At 65.7% G+C, this 16,370-nt stretch carries 17 protein-coding genes; 13 read left to right on the forward strand and 4 right to left on the reverse strand.

Translation table 11 applies throughout. The annotated features are described in order from the left end of the window. From CVM52_RS16940 to CVM52_RS16975, 8 genes are all read left to right on the forward strand, one after another. Positions 1-245: MOFRL family protein (locus tag CVM52_RS16940; RefSeq protein ID WP_276308644.1), on the forward strand; the 245-nt coding region annotated here is incomplete at its 5' end. 31 nt (positions 246-276) lie between these two features. Then, positions 277-2,271, forward strand: coding sequence for a CocE/NonD family hydrolase (locus CVM52_RS16945; protein ID WP_100163651.1), 1,995 nt, complete (start codon positions 277-279; stop codon positions 2,269-2,271). 120 nt (positions 2,272-2,391) lie between these two features. Beyond that, positions 2,392-3,975, forward strand: coding sequence for an ABC transporter substrate-binding protein (locus CVM52_RS16950; RefSeq protein WP_100163652.1), 1,584 nt, complete (start codon positions 2,392-2,394; stop codon positions 3,973-3,975). A gap of 1 nt (position 3,976) precedes the next feature. After that, positions 3,977-4,933 carry an ABC transporter permease gene (locus tag CVM52_RS16955; protein WP_100163653.1) on the forward strand — a complete coding sequence of 319 codons (957 nt, stop codon included), beginning with the start codon at positions 3,977-3,979 and terminating at the stop codon, positions 4,931-4,933. A gap of 52 nt (positions 4,934-4,985) precedes the next feature. Next, positions 4,986-5,798, forward strand: a complete 813-nt coding sequence (locus tag CVM52_RS16960) for an ABC transporter permease (protein WP_100163654.1) — start codon at positions 4,986-4,988, stop codon at positions 5,796-5,798. Then, on the forward strand, positions 5,795-7,432 hold the full coding sequence (locus tag CVM52_RS16965; RefSeq protein ID WP_100163655.1) for an ABC transporter ATP-binding protein: 1,638 nt from the start codon (positions 5,795-5,797) through the stop codon (positions 7,430-7,432). Before CVM52_RS16960 ends, CVM52_RS16965 begins: the two co-directional genes overlap by 4 nt. A gap of 107 nt (positions 7,433-7,539) precedes the next feature. Further along, complete coding sequence (locus CVM52_RS16970) at positions 7,540-8,328, forward strand: DODA-type extradiol aromatic ring-opening family dioxygenase (RefSeq protein ID WP_100163656.1); 789 nt, start codon at positions 7,540-7,542, stop codon at positions 8,326-8,328. A gap of 144 nt (positions 8,329-8,472) precedes the next feature. After that, on the forward strand, positions 8,473-9,309 hold the full coding sequence (locus CVM52_RS16975; RefSeq protein WP_100163657.1) for an alkaline phosphatase family protein: 837 nt from the start codon (positions 8,473-8,475) through the stop codon (positions 9,307-9,309). Here the strand turns inward: CVM52_RS16975 and CVM52_RS16980 are convergent, their stop codons facing one another. Continuing rightward, positions 9,310-10,830, reverse strand: a complete 1,521-nt coding sequence (locus tag CVM52_RS16980) for an efflux RND transporter permease subunit (protein ID WP_240620989.1) — start codon at positions 10,828-10,830, stop codon at positions 9,310-9,312. Positions 10,831-11,136: 306 nt separating this feature from the next. Between CVM52_RS16980 and CVM52_RS16985 the strand changes: the two genes are divergently transcribed. Then, positions 11,137-12,264, forward strand: a complete 1,128-nt coding sequence (locus CVM52_RS16985; RefSeq protein ID WP_100163658.1) for an NAD(P)/FAD-dependent oxidoreductase — start codon at positions 11,137-11,139, stop codon at positions 12,262-12,264. A gap of 33 nt (positions 12,265-12,297) precedes the next feature. Here the strand turns inward: CVM52_RS16985 and CVM52_RS16990 are convergent, their stop codons facing one another. The 3 genes from CVM52_RS16990 to CVM52_RS17000 all read right to left on the reverse strand — a co-directional run bounded on the left by CVM52_RS16990 (position 12,298) and on the right by CVM52_RS17000 (position 13,524). Further along, positions 12,298-12,795 carry a MarR family winged helix-turn-helix transcriptional regulator gene (locus tag CVM52_RS16990; protein WP_100163659.1) on the reverse strand — a complete coding sequence of 166 codons (498 nt, stop codon included), beginning with the start codon at positions 12,793-12,795 and terminating at the stop codon, positions 12,298-12,300. A 73-nt stretch (positions 12,796-12,868) separates the two neighbouring features. Then, on the reverse strand, positions 12,869-13,126 hold the full coding sequence (locus tag CVM52_RS16995) for a succinate dehydrogenase assembly factor 2 (protein WP_100163660.1): 258 nt from the start codon (positions 13,124-13,126) through the stop codon (positions 12,869-12,871). Then, complete coding sequence (locus CVM52_RS17000) at positions 13,126-13,524, reverse strand: helix-turn-helix domain-containing protein (RefSeq protein WP_100163661.1); 399 nt, start codon at positions 13,522-13,524, stop codon at positions 13,126-13,128. The genes CVM52_RS16995 and CVM52_RS17000 overlap by 1 nt, the downstream gene beginning before the upstream one ends. An 89-nt stretch (positions 13,525-13,613) precedes the next feature. Between CVM52_RS17000 and CVM52_RS17005 the strand changes: the two genes are divergently transcribed. The 4 genes from CVM52_RS17005 (at position 13,614) to CVM52_RS17020 (ending at position 16,287) form a co-directional block, all read left to right on the forward strand. Then, positions 13,614-14,816, forward strand: coding sequence for a pyridoxal phosphate-dependent aminotransferase (locus CVM52_RS17005; RefSeq protein ID WP_100163662.1), 1,203 nt, complete (start codon positions 13,614-13,616; stop codon positions 14,814-14,816). A 5-nt stretch (positions 14,817-14,821) separates the two neighbouring features. After that, positions 14,822-15,196, forward strand: a complete 375-nt coding sequence (locus tag CVM52_RS17010) for a bleomycin resistance protein (protein ID WP_100163663.1) — start codon at positions 14,822-14,824, stop codon at positions 15,194-15,196. Beyond that, a complete protein-coding gene (locus CVM52_RS17015) occupies positions 15,193-15,594 on the forward strand; it encodes a hypothetical protein (RefSeq protein WP_100163664.1) in 402 nt (133 codons plus the stop codon). Before CVM52_RS17010 ends, CVM52_RS17015 begins: the two co-directional genes overlap by 4 nt. A 72-nt stretch (positions 15,595-15,666) precedes the next feature. Next, complete coding sequence (locus CVM52_RS17020) at positions 15,667-16,287, forward strand: DUF1007 family protein (RefSeq protein ID WP_100163665.1); 621 nt, start codon at positions 15,667-15,669, stop codon at positions 16,285-16,287. Positions 16,288-16,370: the final 83 nt, after the last annotated feature.

Here is a 16,370-nt window from a genome sequence, read left to right on the forward strand (position 1 = left end):
TGGCGCTGGCGCGCGAAATCGCCGGCAGCGAGGGCCTGACCCTCGTGGTCGGCGGCACCGATGGCACCGATGGCCCCACCGACGCGGCGGGCGCGGTGGTGGATGGCAGCACCTGGGGACCGGGCGCTGACGCGGCGCTGAAGCGGGCCGACAGCGGCAGTTATCTTGCGGAAAACTCTGCACTTCTGGTCACCGGCCCCACCGGCACCAACGTCATGGATCTGCTGATCGCGCTGCGCGCTTGACACGCGTTGCCGCAGCGGGGAGGTTCCGCGCATGACTGCCCCCAATACATTGCGCGAGATCGAGGAAATCCCCGATCTTGCCATCACGCTGTCCGATGGCTGCCGCCTGTCGGCGCGGGTGTGGAAGCCGGTGGATACCGGCGACAGCCCGGTTCCAGCCATCCTCGAATACCTGCCCTATCGCAAGCGCGACGGCACCTGCGCGCGCGATGCGCTCACCCATCCCTATTTCGCCAAACGCGGCTATGCCTGCATCCGCGTCGACATGCGCGGCAATGGCGACAGCGACGGGCTGATGGCCGATGAATACACCCAACAGGAACTGGACGACGCGGTCGAGGTGATTGCCTGGCTGGCCGCGCAGGACTGGTGCAGCGGCGCGGTCGGGATGATGGGGATCAGCTGGGGCGGCTTCAATGCGCTGCAAGTGGCGGCACTGCAGCCCGATGCGCTGAAGGCGATCATCACCCTGTGTTCGACGGTCGACCGCTTTGCCGACGATATCCATTACAAGGGCGGCTGCCTGCTGAATGAAAACCTCGGCTGGGGCGCGACGATGTGGGCCTATTCCTCGCGCGCGCCGGACCCGGTGCTGCGCGACAATTGGAAGGCGCTGTGGCTGGACCGGCTGGAACATGAGCCTTTCCTGCCGGCGCTCTGGCTGCGCCATCAGCGCCGCGACGCCTATTGGCGCCACGGTTCGGTCTGCGAGGATTTCTCAGCCATCAGGGCGGCGACGCTGGCGGTGGGCGGCTGGGGCGACGCCTATAAGAACGCGGTGCCGCAACTGGTGGAGAAGCTGACGGCACCAGCCAAGGGCATCGTCGGTCCCTGGGTGCACAAATACCCGCATTTCGCGGTGCCCGAGCCGCGCATCGGCTTTCTGCAAGAGGCGCTGCGCTGGTGGGACCGCTGGCTGAAAGGCCACGATACCGGCGTTGAAACCGACCCCGATTATCGCGCCTACCTGATGGATGGCGTGCGCCCGGCGGCCTGGTACACCGAACGCCCCGGCCGCTGGATTGCCGAACCCGAGGGCGCCACCGCGCATCTGCCGACCGAGACCTGGCACCTGACCGATGGCGGCCTGGGCCGCGCCCCCGCCGCGCTGGACCGCCTGGTGGCCTCGCCGCAGCATTGCGGCATGGCCGGCGGCGAATATTGCGCCATCTGGCTGGGCCCGGAAATGCCGGGAGATCAGCGCGGCGATGATGCGCTGTCGGTCTGTTTCGACAGCCCGCCGGTCGAGGCCGACACCGATATCGTCGGCGCGCCGCGCCTGCAGCTGCGCCTCAGCGCCGACAAGCCGCAGGCGCAGATCGCCGTGCGGCTGAACCATATCCACCCCGATGGCGCCTCGACCCGGATCACCTATGGCGTGCTGAACCTGTCGCATCGCGACGACCCGGCCGAACCCGCCGCGCTGGAACCAGGCAAAAGCTATGACATCACGCTGGACCTCGACCATATCGCCTATCGTCTGCCCCGGGGTCACCGGCTGCGGGTGGCGATCTCGTCGGCCTATTGGCCGCTGATCTGGCCGACACCCGAGGCGGCAGCGCTGCACCTGACCGGCGGCAGGCTGACCCTGCCCGTGCGGCCCACGGCCGGGCCGGACGAATGGGTGTTTCCGCCGCCCGATGCCGAGGTACCCTGGGAAACCGAGACGCTCCGCAAGAACAGCAACAGCCGGCGGATCGAAACCGACCTGACCACCGGTGCGGTGCACCTGCGGATCGAGGACGATTTCGGCAAGCAGCGCGACGCGGCGCATGGCCTGATCAGCGGCGGCATCGCCCGCGAGACCTGGACCATCCACCCCGACGATCCGCTGTCGGCCCGCGGCGCCTGCCACTGGACCGAAGAGCTGGAACGCGACGGCATCCGCCTGCGCACCGAGACCCGCTGCGAGATGTGGTCGGACCCCACGCATTTCCATCTGACCGCCCGGCTACAGGCGTTCGAAAACGATGAAACCGTGCATGACCGGACGGTTAACGAAACCATCGAACGCGACCACCTGTAACGCCACCGTTACTCTTAGGGGCCATTTAAGCTTGCGACCCCGACCGAAATGGGCCAGTTTTGACTCACCAATCAATAAAACTGTGCCTCGAAGCTGCAGCCTGAAAACAGGGAGACTTTCATGTCTGATCAACTCGACTATCTGAAATGGCGCGTGGGCGCCGGTAAAATGTCGCGCCGCGAATTTATCGGCCGGGCCTCGGCGCTGGGCCTGTCCACCGCGCTGGCCAGCAGCATGTATGCCGGCGCGCTGCGGGCGCAGACGCCGCAAATGGGCGGCACCATCCGGGTTGGTATCCAGGGCGGCGCCTCCTCCGACAGCCTGGACCCGGCGGTTGCCGCCAATGCCACCGCGACCTCGGTCTCGCGGCTGTGGGGCGAACCGCTGATGGAACTGGCACCGCAAGGCGGGCTGGACCCGAAAGTGGCGGAAAGCGTCGAGGCCTCGGAAGATGCCAAGGTCTGGCGCTTCAAGATCCGCCAGGGCATCACCTTCTCGAACGGCCAGACGGTGACCGCCGAGGATGTGCTGGCGACGATGGAGCGCCATTCCGGCGAAGACACCAAGTCGGGCGCGCTGGGCATCATGCGCGGCATTGCCAATATGTCGACCGATGGGGACACCTTCATCATTGAGCTCGAGCAGCCCAATGCCGACCTGCCCTATCTGATGACCGATTATCACCTGATGATTCAGCCCAATGGCGGCAAGGACGACCCGACCGCCGCCATCGGTACCGGGCCCTATATCCTGAAATCGGTGGATATGGGCGTGCGCTTTGTGGCCGAGAAAAACCCGAATTACTGGGGCGATCTGGGCTATGCCGAGACCATCGAGATGGTGGTCATCAATGACGACACCGCACGTATGGCGGCGCTGCAATCGGGCCAGGTGGACATGGTCAACCGGGTGCCGCCGCGCACTGCCGGCCTGGTCGGACGGGCACCGAACATCAACATCCAAACCACCTCGGGTCCGGGGCATTACGTGTTCATCATGCATTGCAACACCGCGCCCTTCGACAATAACGATCTGCGGCTGGCGCTGAAATACGCGATGAACCGCGAGGAAATGGTCGAAAAGATCCTGTTCGGCTATGGCTCGGTCGGCAATGACACCCCGATCAACAGCTCGTACCCGCTGTTCACCGAGCTCGAGCAGCGCAGCTATGACCCGGACCAGGCCAAGTTCCATTTCGAGAAATCGGGCCATTCCGGGCCGATCCTGCTGCGCACCTCGGACAACTCCTTCCCCGGGGCGCCGGATGCCGCCGCGCTGTTCCAGCAATCGGCCGCCGCCGCGGGCATCGAGATCGAGATCAAGCGCGAGCCGAATGACGGCTACTGGTCGGAAGTCTGGAACACCCAGCCGTTCTGCACCTCGTATTGGGGCGGCCGCCCGACGCAGGATTCGATGTTCTCGACCGCCTATCTGTCGACGGCCGACTGGAACGACACCCGGTTCTTCAACGAGGATTTCGACAAGCTGCTGTTCGCCGCCCGTGCCGAATTGGACGAAGCCAAGCGGACCCAGATGTATGCCGAGATGTCGAAGATGGTGCATGACGAAGGCGGCCTGATCTGCCCGATGTTCAACGACTTCGTCGACGGCATCTCCGACCGGGTCACCGGCTGGACGGAACAGAAAGTCGGCTTCGAGCTGATGAACTTCTACGCTCCGATGAAGATGTGGGTCGCCGCCTGATATGGGGCAAATCACCAAACTGCTGGTCCAGCGCATCGCGCTGGGCCTGCTGCTGCTCTTTCTCGTATCGATCCTGATCTTTGCGGGAACGCAGATTCTTCCCGGCGATGTGGCACAGTCGATCCTGGGCCAGTCCGCCACCCCCGAAGCCCTGGCCAACCTGCGCGCCGAACTGGGGCTGAACGAACCGGCGCTGTCCCGCTATGTCGCCTGGCTGGGCGGGGTGATGACCGGCGATCTGGGCACCGCGCTGACCTCGGGGCAGGATATCGCCGACAGCCTGGCCACCCGGCTGTCCAACACCCTGTTCCTGGCCTTCTGGGCGGCGCTGATCTCGGTCCCGCTGGCGATCTTCCTGGGGCTGCTCGCGGTACGCTATCGCGACCGCTGGCCGGACAAGCTGATTTCGGCGGTCACGCTGACCTCGGTCTCGATCCCGGAATTCCTGATCGGCTATGTGCTAATGTATTTCGTCGCGGTCAAACTGGGCTGGGCGCCCTCGGTGGCCACCGTCTATGACGGCATGTCGCTGGGCCAGAAACTGCACGCCATCGCGCTGCCGGTGGCGGTGCTGACATTGGTGGTGCTGGCGCAGATGATGCGGATGACCCGCGCCGCCATCCTGAACGTGATGCAATCGGCCTATATCGAAACCGCCGAGTTGAAGGGCCTGCGGATGTTCACCATCATCTGGCGGCATGCCTTTCCCAACTCGATCGCCCCGATCGTCAACGTGGTGATGCTGAACCTGGCCTATCTGGTCGTCGGCGTCGTGGTGATCGAAGTGGTGTTCACCTATCCCGGCATGGGCCAGTACCTGGTCGACCATGTGTCGAAACGCGACGTGCCGGTGGTGCAGGCCTGCGGCCTGATCTTCGCCGCGGTCTATATCGGGCTGAACCTGGTGGCCGATATCGCCTCGATCCTCGCCAATCCACGGCTGAGGCACCCGAAATGAAGACCAAACCGATTTCCCTATCCCGTGCAACCGGCCGGAGGACGATCCGCCCATGAGGATCCCCCTTTCCGCCCTGATCGGCCTGTTCCTGACCTCGCTTTATTTTCTGATGGCGATCTTCGCACCGCTGATCGCGCCCTATGGCATGGCCGAACTGGTCGGCGGCGTGTGGGAACCGGCCTCGGCCGAGCACTGGATCGGCACCGACAACATCGGCCGCGACCTGCTGAGCCGGATGATCTATGGCGGGCGCACCACCATCTTTATCGCCACCGCCGCCACCCTGATCAGCTTTGCCACCGGGGCGGTCCTAGGCTTTCTCGCCGCGGTGATGGGCGGCTGGGCCGACCAGGTGCTCAGCCGCTTTGTCGACCTGCTGATGTCGATCCCGACGCTGATCTTCGCGCTGGTGGTGCTGTCGGTGATGCCGGTGACGATCCCGGTGCTGATCCTGGTGATGGGCCTGCTGGATGCCACCCGCGTCTATCGCCTGGCCCGCGCCGTGGCGGTGGACATCAACGTGATGGATTATGTCGAGGCGGCGCGGCTGCGCGGCGAAGGCAATGGCTGGGTGATCTTCCGCGAGCTGCTGCCCAACGCGCTGTCGCCGCTGGTGGCCGAGATGGGGATGCGGTTCATCTTCATGGTGCTGTTCGTCTCGACCCTTTCCTTTCTCGGGCTGGGAGTGCAGCCGCCGGGCGCGGATTGGGGCGGCATCGTGAAAGAGAACAAGGACGGCATCGTCTACGGCATCGGCGCCGCGCTCTACCCCGCCGTGGCGATCGCCACCCTGGCGATCAGCGTCAACCTGGTGGCCGACTGGATCCTGAACCGCACCACCTCGCTGAAAGGAGGCCGCGGATGAGCGAACCCCTGGTCAAGGTCCGCAATCTCAAGATCGGCGCCACCGTCTATCCGCCGGGCGAGGCCCCGCAGGAGATCGAGATCGTGCATGGCGTCGATTTCGAGCTGGAAAAAGGCAAGGTGCTGGGGCTGATCGGTGAATCCGGCGCCGGCAAATCCACCATCGGGCTGGCCACCATGGCCTATGGCCGCGGCGGGGTCGAAATCACCGGCGGCGAGGTCTGGGTCAATGGCCGCGACATCCTGTCCTCGGGGCTGCGCGACGTGCGCCGGCTGCGCGGCGGCGAGGTGACCTACGTTTCGCAATCCGCCGCCGCCTCGTTCAACCCGGCCAAGCCGATCATGGATCAGGTCACCGAAGCGGCGGTGTTCCACGGCAAATTCTCGCGCCGCGAGGCCGAGGAACGTGCCGTCGAACTGTTCGGCAAGCTTGGCCTGCCCGACCCCGACACCATCGGCAAGCGCTATCCGCACCAGGTGTCCGGCGGCCAGCTGCAACGCTGCATGACCGCGCTGGCCCTGTGCCCGCAACCCGATCTGGTGGTGTTCGACGAACCCACCACGGCGCTGGACGTGACCACCCAGATCGACGTGCTGGCCGCGATCAAGGAGGCGATCGCCGCCACCGGCGTTGCCGCGCTCTATATCACCCACGACCTGGCGGTGGTGGCGCAGGTGTCGGACAACATCATGGTGCTGCGCAATGGCGACATGGTGGAATATGGCAGCACCGACCAGATCATCAACGCCCCGCGCGAGGAATATACCCAGGCGCTGGTCTCGGTCCGGTCGATCAAGCACGAGGAGAAACAGCCAACCGCCGAGCCGCTGCTGCGCGCCCGCAAGATCACCGCGCGCTACAAGGGCACCAGTTTCGACGTGCTGCAAAAGGTCTCGGTCGAGTTGCATCCCGGCCAGACCCTGGCCGTGGTCGGCGAAAGCGGATCGGGCAAGTCGACCCTGGCGCGGGTGATCACCGGGCTGCTGCCGCCCGCCGCCGGCGATATCACCTTCGCCGGGCGCAAGCTGTCGCCCGACCTGGCCGGGCGCAGCCGCGAGGATCTGCGCGAGCTGCAGATGATCTACCAGATGGCCGATGTGGCGATGAACCCGCGCCAGACCGTGGGCACCATCATCGGCCGGCCGCTGCAATTCTATTTCGGGCTGAGAGGCCGGGAAAAGCGCAAGCGCATCATCGAGCTGCTGGACGAGATCGAACTGGGCGAAGAGTTCATCGACCGCTATCCCGCCGAGCTGTCGGGCGGGCAGAAACAGCGGGTCTGCATCGCCCGCGCGCTGGCCGCCAAACCCAAACTGATCATCTGCGACGAGGTCACCTCGGCGCTTGACCCGCTGGTGGCCGACGGCATTCTCAAGCTGCTGCTGACGCTGCAGAAGATCGAGAACGTGGCCTATCTGTTCATCACCCATGACCTGGCCACGGTGCGCGCCATCGCCGATTCGATCGCGGTGATGTATCAGGGTCAGCTGGTGCGCTATGGCCCGAAATCGCAGGTGCTGTCGCCGCCTTTCGACGATTATACCGACCTGCTGCTGTCCTCGGTGCCCGAGATGAAACTCGGCTGGCTGGAAGAGGTGCTGGCGCATCGCAAGATGGAAAGCGCCGGGCATTAAGCCCGGCTGTCGTGCGCCCCTGCACAGGACCTGTCCGCCTGTCGCGATGGGAATGGCGGTGGCAGCTGATATCCTGGCCGCATTGACCCGGCGCGACGGAGGCCTTGATGCGCGATTCCCTTCCCACCTATTTCATCTCGCATGGCGGGGGTCCCTGGCCCTGGCTGCCCGAGATGCGGCGAATGTTTGCCAATCTCGAAACCTCGCTGGTGGCGATGCGGGCCGAGCAGCCCGAGGCGGTGCTGATGGTCTCGGGGCATTGGGAAACCGAGGATGTCGCGGTGATGTCTGCACCGAACCCGCCGATGGTCTATGACTATCACGGCTTTCCGCCGGAAACCTATGAAATCAGCTATCCTGCCCCCGGCGCGCCCGAACTCGCCCGGCGCGCGGCCGAACTGCTGCGGGCGGCCGGCGTGCCGGCGCACCTGGACGCGGACCAGGGCTTTGATCACGGCACCTTCGCGCCGATGGCGGTGACCTGGCCGCAGGCCGAGATGCCGGTGTTCCAGGTCTCGATCCGCAAATCCTATGACCCGGAGGCACATTTCGCCATCGGCCGCGCGCTGGCGCCGCTGCGCGCGGAGGGCGTGCTGATCGTCGGCTCGGGCCTGTCCTTTCACAACCTGCGGCTGTTCGGACCGCAGGCCAAGGTGCCCTCGACCGCCTTTGACCGCTGGCTGGCCGAAACCCTGGCCCTGCCCGCCGCCGAACGCACCGCGGCGCTGCGCGACTGGGACAGCGCGCCCTATGCGCGGGTCTGCCACGCGCAGGAGGACCACCTGGTGCCGCTGTTCGTGGCGCTCGGTGCCGCCGAAACGGCACGGGCCGAACGGGTCTATCACGATGTCGACCTGATGGGCGGCGTCACCGCCTCAAGCTATCGCTTCCACTGAGGCGCCAAGACTTTCCGGGAAAGTCTTGGCAAAAGTTTCCCGGAAACTTTTGCCCGCGCCGCCAATGCGGGCCCTCCCCGCCTGCCGGGGCTTGCAAATCCGCCCGGCGCCCGGTCAGGTGGCCCCGAAGCGACGGAGGCCCGCATGACCAACAAGCTGCTGCTTATCATTCTCGACGGTGTGCCCTGGCGCAACTGGCGCCGACTGTTCGGCAATCTCGAAGGCTGGGTCGACAGCGGCGCGGCGCGGGTGTGGAAACACCGGGCAGTGCTGCCGTCGATCTCGGCCTCCTGCTATGCCTCGATCCATACCGGCGTGCCGCCGCAGGTGCATGGCTGCACCGGCAATGGCAACGTCTTCCGCCTGTCGCAGCCCGATATCTTCAGCGAAGTGCGCAAGGCCGGCGGCGTGACCGGGGCGGTGGCGCATTCCTTCTGGTCGCAATTCTTCAACCGCCACCCGTTCGATTACGTCCGCGACATCGAATATGACGAACCGGACAGCGCCACCATCAACCATGGCCGGTTCCACAGCATGACCGGCTATGGCAAGGCCAACCAGATGACGCCCTCGGATGTCGACCTGTTCGCGACGCTGACCAGCCTCTGCGCCCGCTTCGGTCTGACCTACGGGATGCTGCACACCTGCACGCTGGACAGCATGGGCCACCGGTTCTTCCATGACAGCGAAGAGATGGACCATGCCTGTTTCGTCATGGACGAGATGCTGGCGCCGTTCATCCCGCAATGGCGCGCCATGGGCTACGAGGTGATCGTCACCGCCGATCACGGCCAGGATGCCCGCGGCCATCACGGCGGCCGGGGCGAGCTGCAGCAGGACGCGGCGCTGTATTATTTCGGCGCCGCCGAAGGCCCGGCCGAGGATATGGTGATCGACCAGCTGCAGCTGGCGCCGACCATCCTGGGCCGCCTGGGCGTGCCGGTGCCCGGCACCATGCAGGCGACGCCCTTCCTGCGCTGATCACGCCGCTGCCGCAACCTCGGCCCGTGGCGGCCGGATCCGGTGCACCGCCAGGTACAGCGCCGGGACGAAGATCAGCGTGATCACCGTGCCGGCGATGATGCCGCCCATCATCGCATAGGCCATCGGCCCCCAGAAGATCTGGCGCGCGATCGGGATCAGCGCGAAACTCGCCGCCGCCGCGGTCAGCAGGATCGGCCGCGCGCGGCTGTCCGAGGCGACAAACACTGCCTCCCAGGGATGTTGGCCCGCCGCCCGCTGCACCTCGATCTCGTGTACCAGGATGATCGAGTTGCGGATCAGGATGCCGATCAGTGCCAGCACCCCCAGGATCGCCACGAAGCCCAGCGGCGCACCCGAGGGCAGCAGCGCCGCGACCACCCCGATCAGCCCCAGCGGTGCCGCCGCGAACACCACCAGCGTGTTGCGAAAGCTCTGCATCTGTACCATCACCAGCGTTGCCATGATCAACAGCATCAGCGGCACCACCGCGGCAATCGGCGCCTGGCTTTCGGCGCTGGATTCCACCGTGCCGCCGACCTCGACACGATACCCCGGCGGCAGCGCCTGGTTGAAGGTGGCGATCTTTCCGGCCAGGTCATTGACGATGGTGTCGGGCTGGTCGCGGGTGGTGATCGCCGCGTAGACGGTGATCGTCGGCACCCGGTTTTCCTGCCGGATCAGCGGCTGTTCGGTATCATAGCGGAACACCGCCACCGAGGAGAGCAGGATTGGCTGGTCGCCGGACCCGCCCAGCTGCAGATTGGTCAGCGCCTCGATCGACGAGCGGGTGTCGTCGCTGCCGCGTGCGACCAGGTCGACCAGGTATTTGCCATCGCGCAGCTCGGTCACCGACTGGCCGTCGAACATCAGGCTCAGCGCCGCCGCGATATCGCCCGAGGTCAGGCCGAGCAGGCGCACCCGGTCCTGGATGATCTCCACCCGCACCACCCGCGCCGGCTCGTTCCAGTCCAGCACGATATTGGCGGTGCGCCCGTCCGAGGACACCAGCGCCGCCAGGTCGCGCGCCTTGTCTCGCAGCAGCGCCAGGTCGGGCCCGGTGATCCGGTATTGCACCGGCCGGCCCACCGGCGGGCCGATCTCCAGCAGCTTGATGAAGATATCGGCATTGGGAAATTCACGGTCGGCCAGGTCGGTCAGCCTGGCGCGCAGCCGGTCGCGCGCCGCGGTCAGCTCGGCATCGGCGGCGGTCAGCTGCGCCTGCGCGCTCAGCAGCGCCTGTTCCTGTTGGAACCGTTCGATCCGCGCGATCACCGTCCCGGCGCGGACCCGGTCGCCGTCATCGACCGCGATCTCGGCAATCCGCCCGCCGGTGGGAAACGACGCGTTCAAGGTCTCGCGCGCAGCCAGTTCGCCGGTCAGGGACAGGTGCCGCACGGCCTGGGTTTTTTCGACGGTAACGACAGCAACGGAGAGCGGCGTTTCCGCATCGGACGACGCCGCCGCAAGCAGCGCCAATGCGGCCAATGCGATGCCCCTGACGGTTCGGTACCCGGCCACGGCGAAATCCTTTCAAAAACAAACACCAGCCAAGCCAGTCCGGTATGGCGGAGTGACGCGGCCCGATGCCTCTTCAGAAATACACCCCGGGCGCGTTCATGCCATGGGTTACCACGCGTCGCGCTGCGCGAAATGCGCGTATTGCCAATTGTTTAGATCGCGCGGGGCTCAGCCCGCCCGACATGCGAAATTCTTCGGCGCGCCCGCCTGCCGGAGCCACCCAAAGCGGACGCAACCGAAAAGGGTTCTTTTTCAGCCGGAGCGCGGGTGTTACCTGTTCAAAAAACCGGGAAACAAAGAACCGATATGGACAGGGAATTCGACCTCATCGTGATCGGCGCGGGCATTGCCGGCGCCTCGGTCGCCGCCGAGCTGGCGGCGACGCGCCGGGTGCTGCTGCTGGAACGCGAACCGCAGCCGGGCTATCACACCACCGGCCGGTCGGCGGCGCTGTATACCGTGGCTTATGGGCCGCCGGTGATCCGCGCCCTGTCGCGCGCGTCGGGTGGGTTTTTCCGCGACCCGCGCAGCCCCTTTGTCAGCCATCCGCTGCTAAGCGATCGCGGCGCCGTGTTTATCGCGCGCGACGATCAGGTCGCTGCGATGCAGGCCTTCGGTGACGCGCTGGGCGACGCGGTCAGCCCGCTGTCGCGCGACGAGATGCGGCGGCGGATCCCGCTGTTGCGGCCCGATCACTGTGCGGCCGGGCTGTTTGATGCCAGCGCCGCCGATATCGACGTGGCCGCCCTGCATCAGCACTATCTGAAATCCTTCCGCGCTGCCGGTGGGCAGATCCGCACCGGCGCCGAGGTGCTGGCACTGGCGCAGGGCGGCGCGGGCTGGCAGGTGGAAACCGGCAGCGGCGTTTTCTTCGCCGCCACCGTCGTGAACGCCGCCGGCGCCTGGGCCGATGAGATCGCGCAGCGTGCCGGCCTGGCGCCACGCGGGCTGGTGCCCAAGCGGCGCACCGCGATGATCATCGCCGCGCCCGAGGGCACCGCAACAGAGCGCTGGCCGATGGTGATCGATGTCGACGAACAGTTCTATCTGAAACCCGAGGCGGGAAAGTTCCTGATCTCGCCCGCCGATGAAACCCCCTCGCCGCCCTGCGACGCCCAACCGGAAGAGATCGACGTGGCGATCTGTGTCGACCGGATCGAACGCGCTTTTGACATGCGGGTCCACCGCATCGAAAGCAAATGGGCCGGGCTGCGCAGCTTCTTGCCCGATGGCAATCCGCTGGCCGGCTATGACCCCGCCGCACCGGGCTTCTTCTGGCTGGCCGGTCAGGGCGGATACGGTATCCAGACCGCCCCGGCGCTGGCGCGTGCGGCGGCGGCACTGATCAACGACGTATCGCTGCCCGATGATATCGCCCGCGCCGGCGTCACCCCGGCGCTGCTCTCCGGCGGGTTGCAGGAGGTGGCGGCCTGACGCGGAACGCGGTTGTCCGCGCACCGCATCGCCTCAATAGATATAGCGGATCTGGTCGGACCAGAACCGCTCCACCCGTTTCAGCGTGCTGGTGGTGGCCTCGATCCCGTCCAGCGACAACACCTGGCGGCTGTCCAGGCCCTCGGCATGGCGGGAGAACAGCTGCGAGACGAGATCGCGGATCTCGCGACCGCGCGCGGTCAACCGCACCCGGACCGAGCGGCGGTCGATCTCGCAGCGCTGATGGTGCATATATCCCATCTCGACCAGCTTTTTCAGGTTATAGCTGACATTGCTGCCCTGGTAATAGCCGCGGCTTTTCAACTCGCCCGCCGTCACCTCGTTATCACCGACATTGAACAGCAGCAGCGCCTGCACCGCGTTGATCTCCAGCACGCCGACCCGCTCAAACTCGTCCTTGATCACGTCCAGCAGCAAGCGGTGCAGCCGCTCGACCATCGCCAGCACCTCAAGATACCCGGTCATCAGCCCGCGATCGGGCGGCCGGCTCAACTGCATCTCAAAACTCATCCGTCCCTCCGACTCGGCCTGTTCGAGGGAGAGTGACGGCAAATACCGAATAATCGGTTAAGTGGTTTTGTGTCTATTTCTGAAAGGTTTGGGCGATATTTTTAATCATACCCGAATACTGGTCGGGCGCATCGGCCTGGCCGGTCACCCATTGGTACAGATCCTGGTCGTTCTCGTGCAGCAGCGCATCGTACAGCGCCACCTCGGACTCGGCCATGGCTTCAAGATTGGCCTCGGCATAGGCGGTCAGGATCAGGTCCATTTCCTTGATCCCGCGGCGCATCGACCGCATCTTCAGCCGCTTCAGCCGGTATGCGCGCGGCTCCTCCATCAGGCGCCCTGCTCCTGCAGCGCCTGGCGCATGCGTTTTTCCAGCCGCGCCGCGCGTTCGGCATTGGCCCGCATCGCCGCGCGGATCTCGCGCAGTTCGGCCAGGAAGGCCTGGTAATCCGGCGCGGCCTCGTCTTCCTCCTCGGGCGCGGCGGTGCCGTCGCCCTCGCCGGTCAGCAGCCACATGATCGAGACATTCAGCAGCCCCGCCATCATCTGCAGCTTGTTGGCGCGCGGCTCCGAAATGTCATCCTCCCAGCCGATCAGGGTGGATTTCTTCACCCCCAGCAGCCGCGCCAGCTGCGACTGGGTCATGCCCGCCGCCTCGCGCGCCCCGGCGACACGGTCGCCGAAGGTCGCCGTCTCGGGTCCGTACCAGTCGCTCGCACCATCGGTCATGCCTGATTCCCCCGGGATCGGTTGCTGCTTGATCGCGTCTGGGCGGCACCCTATGACAGACACGCCTGAACTTCAAACCGGGGATCTTGATGACCTTCCTGTCGCAGACGCTGAGCCGCGTGAAACCGTCGCCCACCATCGCCGTCACCACCATGGCGGCCGAGCTGAAGGCCGCCGGGCGCGACGTGATCGGGCTGGGCGCGGGCGAGCCGGATTTCGACACCCCGGACAACATCAAGGAGGCGGCGATTGCCGCCATCCATGCCGGCAAGACCAAATATACCCCGCCCGATGGCATCCCCGAGCTGAAAGCGGCGATCTGCGCCAAGCTCGAGCGCGAAAACGGTCTGACCTACACGCCCAAGCAGATCAGCGTCGGCACCGGCGGCAAGCAGACGCTGTATAACGCGCTGATGGCAACGCTGAATCCGGGGGACGAGGTGATCATCCCGGCGCCCTACTGGGTCAGCTACCCCGACATGGTGCTGCTGGCAGGCGGCACCCCGGTTCCGGTCGCGGCGACGCTGGAAAACGCCTTCAAGATCACCCCCGAACAGCTCGAATCGGCGATCACCCCGAAGACCAAGTGGTTCATCTTCAACTCGCCCTCCAACCCCACCGGCGCGGGCTATAGCCGGGACGAGTTGAAGGGGTTGACCGATGTGCTGATGAACCATCCCCATGTCTGGGTGATGTCGGACGACATGTATGAACACCTGGCCTATGACGGGTTCGAATTCTGCACCCCGGCGCAGGTCGAACCGGGCCTCTATGACCGCACGCTCACCTGCAACGGCGTCTCCAAGGCCTATGCCATGACCGGCTGGCGCATCGGCTATGCCGCCGGGCCGGAGCCGGTGATCGCAGCGATGCGCAAGGTGCAGAGCCAGTCCACCTCGAACCCCTGTTCGGTCAGCCAATGGGCCGCGGTCGAGGCGCTGAACGGCACGCAGGAGTTCCTGGCCTCGAACAACGCCATCTTCAAGCGCCGCCGCGACCTGGTGGTATCGATGCTGTCCGAAATCGAGGGCGTGACCTGCCCGGTGCCGGAAGGTGCCTTCTATGTCTATCCCTCGATCGCCGGTCTGATCGGCAAGACCTCGAAAAGCGGCGTCAAGATCGACAATGACGAGGCCTTCGCCAAGGCGCTGCTGGAAGAAACCGGCGTCGCCGTGGTGTTCGGCGCGGCCTTTGGCCTGTCGCCGAATTTCCGGGTCAGCTATGCCACTTCGGACGAGAACCTGAAACAGGCCTGCAGCCGGATCCAGGATTTCTGCGCGGGGCTCGGCTGATCGGGATGGGCGCAATTCGGATCACCGCCAACCTGCCCAGCCGGGACTTTGACGTGACCGAAGCGTTTTACGCCCGGCTGGGATTCGAGACCCGGTTTCGCAGCGACAGCTGGCTGATCCTGGGCTTTGACGGCCAGATCGTCGAGTTCTTTCCCCATCCCGACCTCGATCCGGCGCGAAGCTGGTTCTCGGCCTGCCTGCGCAGCGACGATATCGATGCGCTGCACGCCCGCTTCTCCGAGGTCGGACTGTCAACCAGCGACCACGCGATCCCGCGCATCACCGGCATGTTCCGGCTGCCCGACGCGCCGCGCATGTTCGCCCTGGTCGATCCCGATGGCAGCCTGTGGCGGGTGATCGACCAGTCGGAGCCGAAATGAGCGAACTTCCCGAATATTTTTTCCGCACCCGCGAAAACGGCGCCTTTGTCTTCCGCGTCGACACCGAGAACCGCCAGCGGCGGATCGAGATGGATCAGATCGCGGTGATCAACATCCGCAACGGCGAGGTCAGGCCGCATGGCGACCGCAGCCTGTCCGAGGCGGATATGGCGGCGATCCGCGCCTGGATGGAGGAACGCCGCGCGCTGCTGGCGCGGCGCGACATGGACGACATCCACCGCACCATCGACCACCTGAACCAGACCGCGCATTGGGCCCAGTCCAAGGCCACCGACGCGCAGCTGGACGAGGTGACCGATGCGCTGCTGCTGACCATGCATGACCTGCGCACCGTGCTCGTGCGGAAAAAAGCCGATCGGCTGACCAAGGGCGGCTGAGGCCGCTGCGCCGCCTTTTCGCGGCGGTGCGGCTGCGCTAGACTGGCGCGCAATTTGCTGCCTCGTCCGATCATGCCCAAACTGACCCTTCTTCCCCTGCTCGCCGCATTCCTGCCCGCCCCGGCCCTGGCGCATCCGCATATCTTCGTCGAAACCGGCCTGCGGATCGAGGTGAACGCCCAGGGGCAGCTGACCGGGATCGAGGTGACCTGGGCCTATGACGAATTCTATTCGATGCTGATCGTCGAGGATAACAACCTTGATCCCGACCATGACGGCCACCTGACGCCGGCCGAGCTCGAGATCCTGGACGGGTTCGACATGAGATGGATCGAAGGCTTCGAGGGCGATCTCTATGTCCGCGATGCCAACGGGCCGGTGCCGCTGGGCCCGCCGCAAAAGGGCGGCATCAGCGAAGAGAACGCCCGGCTGATCACCGTGCACAGCCGGGCGGTTGCGTCCGTTCCCGCCGACGGGCTGGTTATCAAGGCCTATGATCCCACCTTCTATACCGCCTATGACCTAACCCGCGGTGTCACCGTCGAGGGCCCCTGCCGGGTGGAACAGACCACGCCCGATCTCGATGCCGCCTACAGCAAGGTCGACGCGATGATGCAGGACCTGTCCGACGAAGCCTTCCCCGAAGTGGGCGAGGCCTTTGCCGACGAATTGCGCCTGGTATGCGACTCCTAGGCTGGGCCGGCGCGGCCCTGGTGCTGGCGCTTGCGGCCTGGCTGTGGCTGGGCGGCGGCGCCGACGCGGTGTCGCGCTGGGCC

This window comes from Pseudooceanicola lipolyticus (genome assembly GCF_002786325.1).
In the GTDB taxonomy this organism is placed as follows: domain Bacteria; phylum Pseudomonadota; class Alphaproteobacteria; order Rhodobacterales; family Rhodobacteraceae; genus Pseudooceanicola_C; species Pseudooceanicola_C lipolyticus.